Below are 13,392 nucleotides of genomic sequence, written 5' to 3'. Positions count from 1 at the left end.
AGCCCTCAAGCCACCAAACTCGGTGCCAGATCAGCGCGCCCACAGCCTGACTATGTCAGCCGCACGCTCGCGCGCTCGCTCATCGAGCGCCATCAACTCTTCCAGACTGCCCACGACACCGGGTTGCACGGATTCCAGCGTCTGCAGATTGACGGCATGAATGCGGTCAAACGACAGGCGACGCTCCAGAAATGCGGCGACAGCCACTTCGTTCGCTGCGTTGAGCACCGTGGTCGTACCCTCGGGCGCGCGCAGCGCCTGCCAGGACAGATGCAGGCCCGGAAAGCGATACGCATCCGCCTCCTCGAAGGTCAGCGCCGCCAGCTTGGCGAAATCCAGCACAGGTGCGCCGCTCTCGATGCGCTCTGGCCAGGCCAGACCGCAGGCAATCGGCACACGCATATCGGGCGTGCCCAGCTGAGCGAGCACGGACGCATCCTTGAACTGCACCATGGAATGCACGATCTGCTGCGGATGGATCACCACCTTGATCTTCTCGGGCGCCATATCGAACAGCCAGCGCGCCTCGATCACCTCCAGCGCCTTGTTCATCATGGTGGCCGAGTCCACCGAGATCTTGCGCCCCATGGAAAAATTGGGATGCGAGCAAGCCTGCTCGGGCGTGATTTCGGACAGTGTCGCCGGGTCGCGTTGGCGGAACGGTCCGCCCGATGCCGTCAACAGCAAGGAGTCAACGCGATCAGCCCAGGTGCTGCTGTCTTCGGGCAAGCACTGGAAGATGGCCGAGTGCTCGCTGTCGATGGGCAGCAAGGTGGCACCATGGCGCTTGACCGTATCCATGAACAGCGCGCCGCCCACCACCAGGGCCTCCTTGTTGGCCAGCAGCAGACGCTTGCCGGCCCTGGCGGCCGCCAAACAGGGTGCCAGTCCGGCCGCTCCGACAATCGCCCCCATGGCGGCATCCACATCAGGGTGCGACGCAATCACTTCAAGAGCATCCCGCTCCTGGAGAACCTGTGTCTGAAGCCCGTTTTGCTTGATTGCCTCAGACAGTTGACGAGCATGAGGCGCACTGGCCATCACAGCGAACTGCGGCTTGAACTGCGCGCATTGCCTGAGCATCAGATCCACCTGCGTGGCTGCGCTCAGCGCGAAGATTTCGTATTGTTCAGGGTGGCGCGCCACCACATCCAGGGTATTGGTTCCGATGGAACCGGTAGAACCCAGAACCGTGATTTTCTGCTTCATGGATGCACAAAGGATGAGAGCATCATCGCCAACGGCAGTGTGGGCAGGAGGGCATCAATGCGATCCAGGACACCACCATGGCCGGGCAGCAAGCCGCTGCTGTCCTTGACACCGACGCTGCGCTTGATGAGGGATTCGACCAGGTCGCCCACCACACTCATCGCAGCCATAAACACCGCAGCCAGCAGCAGGAACCAAAGTCCGCGCGACTGCAGCACCGAATAGAAACTGAGAACACCGGCGCCGTAGTGACGATCTGCCCAGCTCCAGACCAGAGCCAGCACAATCACCCCCAGCATGCCGCCCCAGACACCTTCCCAGCTCTTGCCGGGACTGATGGAAGGAGCCAGCTTGTTCCTGGTGAACTTCAGGCCGAAAGTGCGGCCTGCAAAATAGGCAAAGACATCAGCCACCCAGACCAGCACCAGCACCGACAGCAGGAAGTTGATGCCGATATTACGCGCCTGCACCACGGCCAGCCAGGCCAGCCACAATGCCAGCACGCCGCCGACCAGACGCACTGCTGCCGGAATATGCGGCCAGCCCGCCACGCCAGCGCGCAGCAGCAAAACGCCCCCCAGCACCCAGAGGGAACCTGCAATCAGCCACACCGTGGGCAGAGGCTGATCCACCCAGCCGGCCCACCAGGATCCTGCGCACAGCGCTGTACAAACAGCCCCCAGGCCCAGTGAGCCTACCTGTCCAAAACCATTGAGTCGCCCCCACTCCCAGGCACCAGCCGCCATGAACAACAGCATCAGTGCGGCAAAGGGCACGGTGCTGGCCGTATAAAACAGTGCCGGCAACAAAATAGCCAGCAAAATCAAGGCGGTAATGACGCGCTGCTTGAGCATGGCACCTCTTATGGTTAAGCCGTCAAGGTGACGGTGGATGATGGTTGAATCTGCTCGGAAGTCTGGCCGAAGCGGCGCTCACGACCGCCAAACACGGCAATGGCCTCGTCAAGAGCCGCCTCGTCGAAATCAGGCCACAGGGCATTGCTGAAAAAAAGCTCTGTATAAGCAGCCTGCCAGAGCAGGAAATTGCTGATGCGAGTTTCACCGCCAGTGCGGATCATGAGATCAGGATCCGGCACATGAGCCAAGGCCATGGCCCTGTCCAGATTCTCGGGAGTCAGCTCCAGCCCCTGGGCCACCAGCTTCTGTGCAGCCTGGGCTATATCCCAGCGGCCACCGTAGTTGAAGCAGACGTTGAGAACCAGACGTGTGTTGTGAGCGGTGATGCGCTCGGCCTCTGCCAAGCCCTCCCGAACCTTGTCGCTCAGCCCCTGGCGGTCGCCGACAAAGTACAGGCGCACGCCGTCGCGGCTGAGTTGAGCGACTTCCTTGGCCAGGGCATTGGCCAGCAGGCTCATGAGCCCCGAGACCTCTTCCTGAGGTCTGTTCCAGTTCTCGGAGGAAAACGCAAACACCGTGAGCACCTGCACACCACGCTCGACGCAGGCGCGAGCGCAGCGGCGCAGGGACTCCACTCCCTGCTTGTGACCGGCAAGACGTGGAAGCAGACGGCGCTTGGCCCACCGTCCGTTGCCGTCCATGATGACGGCGATATGGCGCGGAACCGCGCCGTTTTTCTTGGATGTCAAAAGTGCAAGTCCTTTGGAAAGACTCAGACCGCCATGATGTCCTGTTCCTTGGCCGCCACCAGCGTATCGACCTCGGCAATATGCTTGTCGGTGATCTTCTGGATTTCGGCTTCGGAGCGCTTCTGATCGTCTTCAGAGGCTTCCTTGTCCTTGACCAGCTTCTTCACGCCTTCATTGGCATCGCGACGCAGGTTGCGAACGGCAATCTTGGCGTTCTCGCCTTCGTTGCGCGCCAGCTTGGTCATTTCCTTGCGGCGCTCTTCGCTCATGGGAGGCATGGGCACGCGGATCAGGTCGCCCATGGAAGCGGGATTCAGACCCAGATCGCTCTCGCGAATGGCCTTTTCCACCTTGGCGGCCATGTTCTTTTCCCAGGGCTGCACGCTGATGGTGCGGGAATCCAGCAAAGACACATTGGCCACCTGGGACAGAGGCACCATGGAGCCGTAGTACTCGACATGGATGGCATCCAGCAGCGCGGGATTCGCCCGGCCGGTACGCACGCGAGCCAGGTTGTTCTTCAGAGCCTCGATGGACTGACCCATCTTGGTTTCGGTGTTCTTTTTGATTTCAGCGATCGTCATGTTCTTGTTCCTTTGCGGGCATGTGGCGGCAAAACGCTCAAGCGTACACCAGAGTGCCTTCGTCTTCACCCATGACCACGCGCTTGAGTGCGCCGGGCTTGACGATGGAGAACACGCGAATCGGCAGCTTCTGATCGCGGCACAGCGCGAAAGCGGTGGCATCCATGATGCCCAGATTGCGCGAGATGGCCTCATCGAAAGCCAGCTTGTCGTAACGCGTGGCCGAAGGATCCTTGACCGGGTCGGCCGTGTAGACGCCATCCACCTTGGTGGCCTTGAGCACGACTTCGGCGCCAATTTCAGCACCACGCAGCGCAGCGGCCGTGTCGGTGGTGAAGAAGGGATTACCCGTACCGGCAGCGAACACCACGACCTTACCCTCTTCCAGGTACTGCAGCGCCTTGGGACGCACATAGGGCTCGACCACCTGCTCGATACCGATAGCCGACATCACGCGCGCCGTCAGGCCCTGCTTGTCCATGGCATCTGCCAGAGCCAGGGCATTCATCACCGTGGCCAGCATGCCCATATAGTCGGCAGTCGCACGGTCCATGCCGACCGAGCCACCTGCCACGCCGCGGAAGATGTTGCCGCCGCCGATCACCACGGCAACCTGCACACCCACCTTGGTCACTTCCACGATCTCAGCCACCATGCGCTCGATGGTTGCACGGTTGATGCCGAACTGGTCATCTCCCATTAACGCCTCCCCCGACAGCTTGAGCAAGATGCGCTTGTGGGCTGGAATGGCGTTGGACATGGTGTTTCTCCGATGGAAGTTGAATGAGTATGAAAACGGGAGGGGAATAAATCAATCGCGGCTCTAGGCCGCGATTGTTGCTAAGGCTTAGGTTTAAGCACCAGCCTTGGCTGCTGCCACCTGGGCAGCCACTTCAGCGGCGAAGTCATCAGTCTTCTTCTCAATGCCTTCACCCACGACATACATCGTGAACGCCTTCACATTGGTGTTGGCAGCCTTGAGCATCTGAGCCACGGTTTGCTTGCCGTCAGCAGCCTTCACGAAGACCTGGTCGGCCAGGGACACTTCCTTCAGGTACTTCTGCACGGAGCCTTCCACCATCTTGGAGACGATGTCGGCGGGCTTGCCGGATTCGGCTGCCTTGCCTTCGGCCACAGCGCGTTCCTTGGCGATCAGGTCAGCAGGCACGTCAGCGGAAGTCAGAGCCACGGGCTTCATGGCGGCCACATGCATTGCCACGTCCTTGGCAGCAGCAGCGTCGCCGTCGAACTCGACCACCACGCCAATGCGGGTGCCGTGCACGTAGGCAGCCAGGCCAGCGCCGCTGAAAGCCTTGAAGCGACGGAAGGACATGTTTTCGCCGATCTTGCCGATCAGACCCTTGCGCACGTCTTCCAGAGTGGGGCCGTAGCCGTCTTGTTCGTAGGCCAGAGCGCCCAGAGCGTCCAGGTCAGCAGGGTTGTGCTCGGCGACCAGCTTGGCAGCGGCATTGGCCATGGCCAGGAAGCTGTCGTTCTTGGACACGAAGTCGGTTTCGCTGTTCACTTCGATCAGGCCGCCCTTGCCGCCGTCGATGAAAGCAGCCACAACGCCTTCAGCAGTCACACGGGAAGCGGCCTTGCCAGCCTTGGTACCCAGCTTGACGCGCAGCAGCTCTTCAGCCTTGGCCATATCGCCATCAGCTTCGGTCAGAGCCTTCTTGCATTCCATCATGGGGGCGTCGGTCTTGGCGCGCAGTTCGGCGACCATGCTTGCAGTAATTGCCATCGTATTTCTCCAGTATCAGTTCGATTCGTTACAGGATTCCGGCTAAAAAAACGGGGCTACCTAGAGCCCCGCTTTTTCTCGCGATGCGGTCGCGCAGCCGGACTTCGCTTAGGCGGCGGATTCTTCCACTTCCACGAACTCGTCGCCGTTCTCACCGGCAGCGGCCTTCACCACGTCGTTCAGACGAGCTTCACGGCCTTCCAGGATTGCGTCGGCAATGCCTTGGGCGTACAGCTGCACAGCCTTGGCGGAGTCGTCGTTACCAGGGATCACGTAGTCGATGCCATCGGGGTTGTGGTTGGTGTCAACCACGCCGATCAGAGGAATGCCCAGCTTCTTGGCTTCAGCGATAGCGATCTTGTGGAAGCCCACGTCGATCACGAAAATGGCGTCGGGCAGACCGTTCATGTCCTGAATGCCGCCGATGTCCTTTTCCAGCTTTTCCAGTTCGCGAACGAACATCAGCTGTTCCTTCTTGGACATGGATTCCAGACCGGCTTCTTGCTGAGCCTTCATGTCCTTCAGACGCTTGATGGAGGTCTTGACGGTCTTGAAGTTGGTCAGCATGCCGCCCAGCCAGCGCTGGTCAACGAAGGGCACGCCAGCGCGCTTGGCTTCTTCAGCCACCAGCTCACGGGCTTGACGCTTTGTACCCACCATCAGGATGGTGCCGCCGTTAGCAGTCAGCTGCTTGGCGAACTTCTGGGCTTCCTGGAACATCGGCAGGGACTTTTCCAGGTTGATGATGTGGATCTTGTTGCGGGCACCGAAGATGAACGGAGCCATCTTGGGATTCCAGAAACGAGTTTGGTGACCGAAGTGGACGCCGGCTTCCAGCATCTCGCGCATTGTTACTGCCATGTTAATTACCTCAAAGGTTGGGTCTAAAATCCGGCCCAACGATTGCAGCCGCCTTGAAAAAAGCGATCGCAACACCTTGAATAGGCCGGTTTGCTATTTGCCTTGCCGACTTAAAAGCAATTGCTGCAACACACAAAAACGCCATCGCATCAACCACTTTCAGAGCTTTTCAAGTCAATCCTCACGGACTAACCCTTAGCAAAGCCGCAAAATTTTAGCACACTGCCATGCAACTCGACCTCAGTCACGTCGCTCTTGAGATCCGCGAAGGCCGCCAAAGCGCTGCAAACCTCATGCAAATGAGCATTGCTGCCGCGCAAAGCCCCTTGTGCGCCAACGTTTTCAGCCAGACTTTTTTTGACGAGGCACGCTGGGCGGCTGCAGAAACGCCATCCACTACCCCCCTGGCCGGCTTGGCCATCTCGGTCAAGGACCTGTTCGACACGCAAGGCGCGCGCAGTGCCGCCAGCTCCCTGGTGCTGCAGGATGCGCCCCTCGCCCGCACAGACGCCACGGCCGTTGCCCGCCTGCGCGCGGCAGGCGCGGCCATCATCGGCCGCACCCATATGGTCGAGTTCGCTTTTTCCGGCGTTGGCGTGAACCCGCATTTCGGCACCCCCGCCGCGCTGGACGCGCGCCACCCCGCCAACCCTCAGCTGGCGCCCACGTGGCCGGCGCGTATTCCCGGCGGATCCTCGTCAGGCGCTGCTGTTTCCGTCGCCAGCGGCGCCGCCTGGGCGGCACTGGGCTCGGACACCGGCGGCTCCATCCGCATTCCCGCTGCACTCAATGGCCTGGTTGGCTTCAAAAGCACGGCCAGACTGGTACCCACCGAAGGAACAGTGCCTCTATCACCCACACTGGATACCGCCTGCGCCATCACCCGCAGCGTGCGCGATGCCGTGCTGCTGCACGAGATTCTGGCCGGGCGCAAAGTCGCCAGGGATGAACGCAGCCTGAGCCAGTGGTGCCTGGCAGTGCCGCGCCCCCTCTTCTTCGATCAGATCGAGCCCGCCGTTCGCAACGCCTTCGAACGCAGCATCGCCAAGCTGCAGGCCGGCGGCGCGCAGATCGAGTGGATTGACCTGCCCGAGCTGGAGGAGCTGGACGGCGTCAACACCATCGGCGGCTTCTCGCCCACCGAAAGCTATGCCTGGCACCGGCGCCATCTGCAGGATCCCGCCAAAGCCGCGCTCTACGATCCCCGGGTGCGCTCGCGCATAGAGCGCGGCGCGAGCATGAGCGCTGCCGACTATCTGGATCTGCTGGCCGCGCGCAAGCGCTGGATTGCCAAGATGGAGAGCGCCATTGCTGGCTATGACGCCCTGCTCTCGCCCACCACGCCGATCACGGCACCCACGATTGCATCCGTCGCTCCGGCCAACGGCTTCGATGCTGCAGCCGACCTCAGGCGTGACGAAGAATTTTTCCGCGTCAACGGCCTGCTGCTGCGCAATACCAGCGTGGTCAATATGCTGGACGGCTGCGCCCTGTCACTGCCGTGCCACAACCCGAACGAGCTCCCCATGGGCCTGATGATCTGGCATGCCGCCCTGCACGACGATGCCATCCTGAATATCAGCGCGGGCATCGAAGCCATACTCAATCGCGACTGACTTCCATTTTTGCAGCTATAACCGCTTATGGTTACTGGACCACAAGGCAAAAATCATCAAAACCCACAAATGCGCAGCCGGAGGCTATCCTCGGACCATGCTGCGCATTTCTCCCTCCGACACCCCGCCCGCCTCCATTTCCGCTGGTCAAGGCTGGCCGCTGTTCAGCACTGCCGCCACGCGTCAGATTGAGAAGGCTTGCGCCGAGCGCCTGCCGCCTCACAGGCTGATGGAACGCGCAGGCCTTGCCATCGCCAGGCTGACAACGGCAATAGCCCCGCACGCGCAACGCATCTGGATTGCCTGCGGCCCGGGCAACAACGGCGGCGACGGCTTTGAGGCGGCAGCTCAGCTCAGGGCCATGCTGCCCCATGCGCGAATCATGGTCAGCGAAGTGCGGGCGGCTGCCGAGCTTCCGTCCGATGCACAGATTTCCCGGAATAAAGCCTTGCAGGCTGGCGTGCAATGGCTCGATGACGCCCCCCCCGATCTGGAACCACAAGACCTGTGCGTCGATGCACTGCTGGGCATAGGACTGAGCTCGCGCACTTCCGGCAAGACCTCGGCTGCCGATCAGCGCCTGCTGCAGTTGCTGACCCAGGTTCAGCATTGCACCTGCAACGTACTCTGTGTAGACGTTGCCTCAGGCCTCGATGCCGATACCGGTCAATATCTGAGGGAATTCGCGCCTGGCCATATCGCCACCGACCAACGACGCCACACGCTTGCCTTGCTGACCCTGCAACCCGGCCTGTTCACCGGTCAGGGCCGCGATGCCTGCGGACAAATCTGGTGGGACGACCTGGGCTGCGGCATTGCCAGCGCTCCCGATGCACCCAACTCGCCCGCCCCAACCGCTGCAGCACAGCCCACGGCACATCTGATCAGCCCAGGCCTTGCCTCCTCAAGAGCACGCCCGCACGCCAGTCACAAAGGCAGCTTTGGCGATGTGGCCGTGCTCGGTGGCGAAGGCCTGGGCATGCGCGGCTTGTCGATGACGGGCGCTGCCTGGCTGGCGGCACTGGCGGCACTGCACGCAGGAGCCGGCCGCGTCATGCTGGCCTTGCTGGACGAGCAATCACCGCAAGGCATTGCGCCCTGGCCGGAAATCATGTTGCGCCGGCCCGCCGCGCAGGACTGGAGCCAGGCCACCGCGGTCTGCGGCTGCGGTGGCGGCGAAGCCGTACAGGCCTGGTTGCCTCACATACTGGCACAAGCTCCGCAACTGGTGCTGGATGCAGACGCACTCAACGCCGTTGCGGCCAGCCCGGCACTGGCACAACAGCTGAGCCAGCGCGCCGCACGCCAGCAGACCACGGTCTTGACCCCCCACCCGCTGGAGGCCGCGCGCCTGCTGCAGACCAGCACTGCTCAAATACAAGCCAACCGCCTTCAATCCTGCCTGCAGCTTGCCAGCAAATTTCAGTGCACGGTGCTGCTCAAGGGCTCGGGCACGGTCGTTGCCAATCCACAGCAGCAAGTCTGGATCAATGCCAGCGGCAATGCCCGCCTGGCCACGGGCGGCACGGGCGATGTGCTGGCCGGATTGATAGCGGCGCTATGGGCACAGGGTCAAAGTGCCGATATGGCAGCGACTCAGGCAGCCTTCCGCCATGGCCACATTGCAGATTGCTGGCCAGCAGATCTCCCATTCAGCGCCAGTGCACTGGCTCTGCGTCTGGGCAATCAATAAACTGCAAAAAACAAAGGCCTTGCCATTATCGGGCAAGGCCTTTCAGCTCTTGATAGGAGAGCAATCAGCGCTCGGTCTTGCGCTTGCTGGTTTTGCTTGCCGGTGCAGCCTTGGTACCCGCCGCAGGCTTGGCAGCAGCCTTTACGGCTTTGGGAGCCGACTTCGCCACAGACTTCGTTGAGACCTTGGTTGCGGGCTTTGCGACCGACCTTGATTCAGGCTTGACCGCAGCCTTGACAACAGAGACGGCCGGAGCATCAGGCGCAAGCAGAGCTGCAACCTTTTTCCTGCCTGCCGCCTTGCGAGGCTTGGCTTGTTGCACCTCGATGACGGACTCCATCACAGGCTCAGGCTTGGGCGCGGCTTGCTCTTGTGCGTACTCTGCTTCCAGTGCGGCCAGATTCACGCTTTTCAGCATGGCTTTCTTGGCTGCCTTTCGCCCCTGCTTGGCGCGATCGGGCTCAGGTGCAGAAGCAGGGCCCGTAGCAGCATTGCGCTGCGCGCGATTGGCCTTGGCATCGCGACGACTCCACTTGTCGGCATAGCCGCCCGCACTGCGCTCGTCACGCGACTCGCGACGGCCACGCCCCTCATCCTTGGCTTGGCCACGACCGCTGCGTGGTGTTTGTACCAAGCCGTCCTCGCCATCGCGAACCAGGCGGAAGTCGATGCGACGTCCGTCCAGATCCACGCGACTGACCTGCACCCGCACTCGTGCGCCGATGCCATAGCGAACACCCGAGCGCTCGCCACGCAGCTCCTGCCGGGCTTCGTCGAAGCGGAAGTAGTCGCCGCCCAGCTCGGTGATATGCACCAGCCCTTCCACATACATGGCATCCAGCGTCACAAAGACTCCGAAGGTCGTGACCGAGGAAACCGTGCCCGCGAACTCCTCACCCAGATGCTCGCGCATGTATTTGCATTTGAGCCAGGCCTCCACATCGCGGCTGGCCTCGTCGGCACGGCGCTCGTTGGCACTGCAGTGCAGGCCGGCAGCCTCCCAGGCCTGGAATTCCTTGGCCGCCGAGCGCTTGCGCGGCTTTTGCCCCGGCTCGACCACACGCGAAGAGAGGCGCTTGGCCATCTTGGCTTCGGCTTCACCCGGCGTGGGCAGGCTGGGCAGCTTGTAGTGTGTGCCGTTCAGCTCAGCCTTGATCACGCGGTGCACCAGCAAGTCTGGATAACGACGAATCGGGCTGGTGAAGTGGGTATAGGCCTCAAAGGCCAGACCGAAGTGCCCCGAGCCTTCCGGCGTATAGAAAGCCTGCATCATGGAGCGCAACAGCATGGTGTGAATCTGCTGCGAGTCAGGACGGTCCTTGGTGGCATTGGCAATCTGCTGAAACTCCTTGGTCGAAGGGTTTTCGCTGATGCTCATGCTCACACCCATGGCCTTGAGGTAATTGCGCAGAATTTCCTGCTTTTCCAGCGAAGGCTTGTCGTGCACGCGGAACAGGCCAAGCTGCCCGCTTTGGTCGATGAAATCTGCGCTGCAGACATTCGCCGCCAGCATGGCTTCTTCAATCAACTTGTGCGCATCATTGCGAGTGCGCGGCACGATTTTTTCGATGCGTCCGTTGTCGTCGCAGACGATTTGCGTCTCGGTCGTCTCAAAGTCCACGGCACCGCGCGCCTCACGAGCCTTGAGCAGGGACTGGAAGACGCCATACAGATTCAGCAAATCCTGCACGCGCTCCTTGCGCTTGGCTGCTTCAGGACCGCGCGTATTGGCCAGGATTGCAGCCACCTCGGTATAGGTGAAGCGCGCATGGCTATGCATTACCGCTGGGTAGAACTGATAGGCGTGAATCTCACCTTGCGCCGTGATCAGCATGTCGCAGACCATGCACAGCCGATCGACGTCGGGGTTCAAGGAGCACAGCCCGTTGCTGAGCTTTTCCGGCAGCATGGGAATCACTCGGCGCGGGAAGTACACGCTGGTGGCGCGGTCGTAAGCATCCACATCAATGGCGCTGCCTGTGGTCACATAGTGACTCACGTCGGCAATCGCAACAAGCAGGCGCCAGCCCTTGCTGCGCCCCACCTTGGCGGGCTCGCAATACACGGCATCGTCAAAGTCGCGCGCATCTTCGCCGTCAATGGTGACCAGAGGAATATCGGTCAGATCAATGCGGTGCTTGTAGTCTGCGGGTCGGACTTTTTCGGGCAGCGCCTTGGCTTGCTCGAGACAGGCGTCGGAGAAGATATGCGGCACGCCATACTTGCGCACCGCAATCTCGATTTCCATGCCTGGGTCATCCACCTCACCCAGCACTTCGGTGATGCGGCCCACAGGCTGGCCGAACAGCGCCGGCGCCTCGGTCAATTCGACCACCACCACCTGCCCCGGCTTGGCCGCACCTGTGGCGTTGGAAGGAATCAGAACATCCTGGCCGTAGCGCTTGTCTTCAGGGGCCACAAGCCACACACCGCTTTCTTGCAGAAAGCGACCAATGATGGGCTGGTCTGGACGCTCCACGATTTCCACCACACGGCCTTCGGGGCGACCGCGATGGTCATGACGGGCGATACGCACCTGGACCTTGTCCTTGTGCAGCACCGCTCGCATTTCATTGGGGGGAAGGTAGATGTCACGCTCACCATCGTCACGGACGACAAAGCCGTGTCCGTCGCGGTGGCCCTGCACAGTGCCCAAAATTTCTTCGTTCATATCGGCAACTTTTGCGCGAGGGTTCATTTTCTTGATATACAATCTATGTCTTTCCTGAGATGCCCAGGTGGCGGAATTGGTAGACGCACTAGTTTCAGGTACTAGCGGGTAACTCCGTGGAGGTTCGAGTCCTCTCCTGGGCACCAAGTTTAACGACAACCTGCAAGGGTTGAAACAAACTTGGGAAACATTCCTCAAGGGAATGTTCGCAAGCCAGACGGCATCTTAGAAAATTTGAAGATTCGGATTGAATGCAGAAAAAATGCATTACAATACGAAGATTCCCTGAAAGCCCAGGTGGCGGAATTGGTAGACGCACTAGTTTCAGGTACTAGCGGGTAACTCCGTGGAGGTTCGAGTCCTCTCCTGGGCACCAAACACGACAAGCCGTTGCATGCAAATGCAGCGGCTTTTTCGTTTTACCGCCCTTCAGCCGCCGCGCAAAGTTTTCTGAAAAATCCGCGCAAACCAACATGAGCAGTACTCAAGCCGCTATATAATTCATTCACTCTGAAATGCCCAGGTGGCGGAATTGGTAGACGCACTAGTTTCAGGTACTAGCGGGTAACTCCGTGGAGGTTCGAGTCCTCTCCTGGGCACCAAATACGACAAGCCGTTGCATGCAAATGCAGCGGCTTTTTCGTTTTGGCAGCCATCTCGGCTGCCACACAAAGTTTTCTGAAAAATCCGCGCAAACCGGCATGAGCAGTACTCAAGCCGCTATATAATTCACTCACTCTGAAATGCCCAGGTGGCGGAATTGGTAGACGCACTAGTTTCAGGTACTAGCGGGTAACTCCGTGGAGGTTCGAGTCCTCTCCTGGGCACCAAATACGACAAGCCGTTGCATGCAAATGCAGCGGCTTTTTCGTTTTCAGGTGGCGGAATTGGTAGACGCACTAGTTTCAGGTACTAGCGGGTAACTCCGTGGAGGTTCGAGTCCTCTCCTGGGCACCAAATACGACAAGCCGTTGCATGCAAATGCAGCGGCTTTTTCGTTTTTGCACCGCGCCTTTGAACCACGTACACCAGGAGCGAGACACTGGCGCAAGCTGGCCCCTCGTCTGCCCCCCCCAATCCTGCGGGTCGAGGAAAATAGCTCAAGCCCTAGAACACTCTGCCGGCAACTTGCACAAAAAAGTGCCTCAACTCGCCTGGCGGCTACTTTGAACGCTATATAATTCGATCCACTCTGAAAGCCCAGGTGGCGGAATTGGTAGACGCACTAGTTTCAGGTACTAGCGGGTAACTCCGTGGAGGTTCGAGTCCTCTCCTGGGCACCAAACACGACAAGCCGTTGCATGCAAATGCAGCGGCTTTTTCGTTGGCGCCCCCGACTCCCTCTGACAGTACGCAGCACATACGAAAAAAGGGAGCCCAACGGCTCCCTTTTTCTTGAGCAACG

General features: G+C 60.3%; 10 protein-coding genes and 5 tRNA genes. 7 read left to right on the top strand and 8 right to left on the bottom strand.

Annotated features, from left to right (window positions below):
• Positions 1-30: 30 nt before the first annotated feature.
• The 7 genes from ispC to rpsB form a co-directional block, all read right to left on the bottom strand.
• The gene (ispC, locus tag FSY45_RS16710; RefSeq protein ID WP_148748118.1) at positions 31-1,209 is read right to left on the bottom strand and encodes a 1-deoxy-D-xylulose-5-phosphate reductoisomerase; all 1,179 of its coding nucleotides are present in this window, start codon (positions 1,207-1,209) and stop codon (positions 31-33) included.
• On the bottom strand, positions 1,206-2,063 hold the full coding sequence (locus tag FSY45_RS16705; RefSeq protein WP_046462531.1) for a phosphatidate cytidylyltransferase: 858 nt from the start codon (positions 2,061-2,063) through the stop codon (positions 1,206-1,208). The genes ispC and FSY45_RS16705 overlap by 4 nt, the downstream gene beginning before the upstream one ends.
• Positions 2,064-2,077: 14 nt before the next feature.
• Positions 2,078-2,815, bottom strand: a complete 738-nt coding sequence (uppS, locus tag FSY45_RS16700) for a polyprenyl diphosphate synthase (protein WP_003067377.1) — start codon at positions 2,813-2,815, stop codon at positions 2,078-2,080.
• Between the two features lie 23 nt (positions 2,816-2,838).
• Positions 2,839-3,399, bottom strand: coding sequence for a ribosome recycling factor (gene frr / locus FSY45_RS16695; protein ID WP_003067379.1), 561 nt, complete (start codon positions 3,397-3,399; stop codon positions 2,839-2,841).
• Between the two features lie 37 nt (positions 3,400-3,436).
• Entirely contained in the window at positions 3,437-4,159 is a 723-nt protein-coding gene (pyrH, locus tag FSY45_RS16690; protein ID WP_003053409.1) for a UMP kinase, read from the bottom strand.
• 93 nt (positions 4,160-4,252) lie between these two features.
• The gene (gene tsf / locus FSY45_RS16685; RefSeq protein ID WP_003067381.1) at positions 4,253-5,146 is read right to left on the bottom strand and encodes a translation elongation factor Ts; all 894 of its coding nucleotides are present in this window, start codon (positions 5,144-5,146) and stop codon (positions 4,253-4,255) included.
• Between the two features lie 108 nt (positions 5,147-5,254).
• A complete protein-coding gene (rpsB, locus tag FSY45_RS16680; protein ID WP_003067383.1) occupies positions 5,255-6,007 on the bottom strand; it encodes a 30S ribosomal protein S2 in 753 nt (250 codons plus the stop codon).
• A 227-nt stretch (positions 6,008-6,234) separates the two neighbouring features.
• Here rpsB and FSY45_RS16675 point away from each other — a divergent pair, with 227 nt between their 5' ends.
• Entirely contained in the window at positions 6,235-7,623 is a 1,389-nt protein-coding gene (locus FSY45_RS16675; protein ID WP_046462532.1) for an amidase, read from the top strand.
• A gap of 97 nt (positions 7,624-7,720) precedes the next feature.
• Entirely contained in the window at positions 7,721-9,316 is a 1,596-nt protein-coding gene (locus FSY45_RS16670) for an NAD(P)H-hydrate dehydratase (RefSeq protein ID WP_046462533.1), read from the top strand.
• A 64-nt stretch (positions 9,317-9,380) separates the two neighbouring features.
• Here the strand turns inward: FSY45_RS16670 and rnr are convergent, their stop codons facing one another.
• Positions 9,381-12,014, bottom strand: a complete 2,634-nt coding sequence (gene rnr, locus FSY45_RS16665) for a ribonuclease R (protein ID WP_034362627.1) — start codon at positions 12,012-12,014, stop codon at positions 9,381-9,383.
• A gap of 34 nt (positions 12,015-12,048) precedes the next feature.
• On the opposite strand from rnr, the gene FSY45_RS16660 reads away from it, so the two are divergent.
• The 5 genes from FSY45_RS16660 (at position 12,049) to FSY45_RS16640 (ending at position 13,270) form a co-directional block, all read left to right on the top strand.
• A tRNA-Leu gene (locus FSY45_RS16660) sits at positions 12,049-12,133 on the top strand.
• Positions 12,134-12,278: 145 nt separating this feature from the next.
• A tRNA-Leu gene (locus FSY45_RS16655) sits at positions 12,279-12,363 on the top strand.
• A gap of 141 nt (positions 12,364-12,504) precedes the next feature.
• Positions 12,505-12,589: transfer RNA gene (locus tag FSY45_RS16650), tRNA-Leu, on the top strand.
• 143 nt (positions 12,590-12,732) lie between these two features.
• Positions 12,733-12,817, top strand: a tRNA-Leu gene (locus FSY45_RS16645).
• 368 nt (positions 12,818-13,185) lie between these two features.
• Positions 13,186-13,270: transfer RNA gene (locus tag FSY45_RS16640), tRNA-Leu, on the top strand.
• Positions 13,271-13,392 lie beyond the last annotated feature (122 nt).

This window comes from Comamonas sp. Z1 (assembly GCF_008121555.1).
Classification (GTDB): Bacteria; Pseudomonadota; Gammaproteobacteria; order Burkholderiales; family Burkholderiaceae_C; genus Comamonas; species Comamonas thiooxydans.
This window is presented reverse-complemented; position numbering and strand designations above follow the sequence as displayed.

Excerpts from the sequence above, each read along its gene's own strand:
- tsf (WP_003067381.1), bottom strand. The coding sequence starts at position 5,146 with ATGGCAATTACTGCAAGCATGGTCGCCGAACTGCGCGCCAAGACCGAC.
- FSY45_RS16670 (WP_046462533.1), top strand. The coding sequence starts at position 7,721 with ATGCTGCGCATTTCTCCCTCCGACACCCCGCCCGCCTCCATTTCCGCT.
- FSY45_RS16705 (WP_046462531.1), bottom strand. The coding sequence starts at position 2,063 with ATGCTCAAGCAGCGCGTCATTACCGCCTTGATTTTGCTGGCTATTTTG.
- ispC (WP_148748118.1), bottom strand. The coding sequence starts at position 1,209 with ATGAAGCAGAAAATCACGGTTCTGGGTTCTACCGGTTCCATCGGAACC.
- rpsB (WP_003067383.1), bottom strand. The coding sequence starts at position 6,007 with ATGGCAGTAACAATGCGCGAGATGCTGGAAGCCGGCGTCCACTTCGGT.
- pyrH (WP_003053409.1), bottom strand. The coding sequence starts at position 4,159 with ATGTCCAACGCCATTCCAGCCCACAAGCGCATCTTGCTCAAGCTGTCG.
- FSY45_RS16675 (WP_046462532.1), top strand. The coding sequence starts at position 6,235 with ATGCAACTCGACCTCAGTCACGTCGCTCTTGAGATCCGCGAAGGCCGC.
- rnr (WP_034362627.1), bottom strand. The coding sequence starts at position 12,014 with ATGAACCCTCGCGCAAAAGTTGCCGATATGAACGAAGAAATTTTGGGC.
- frr (WP_003067379.1), bottom strand. The coding sequence starts at position 3,399 with ATGACGATCGCTGAAATCAAAAAGAACACCGAAACCAAGATGGGTCAG.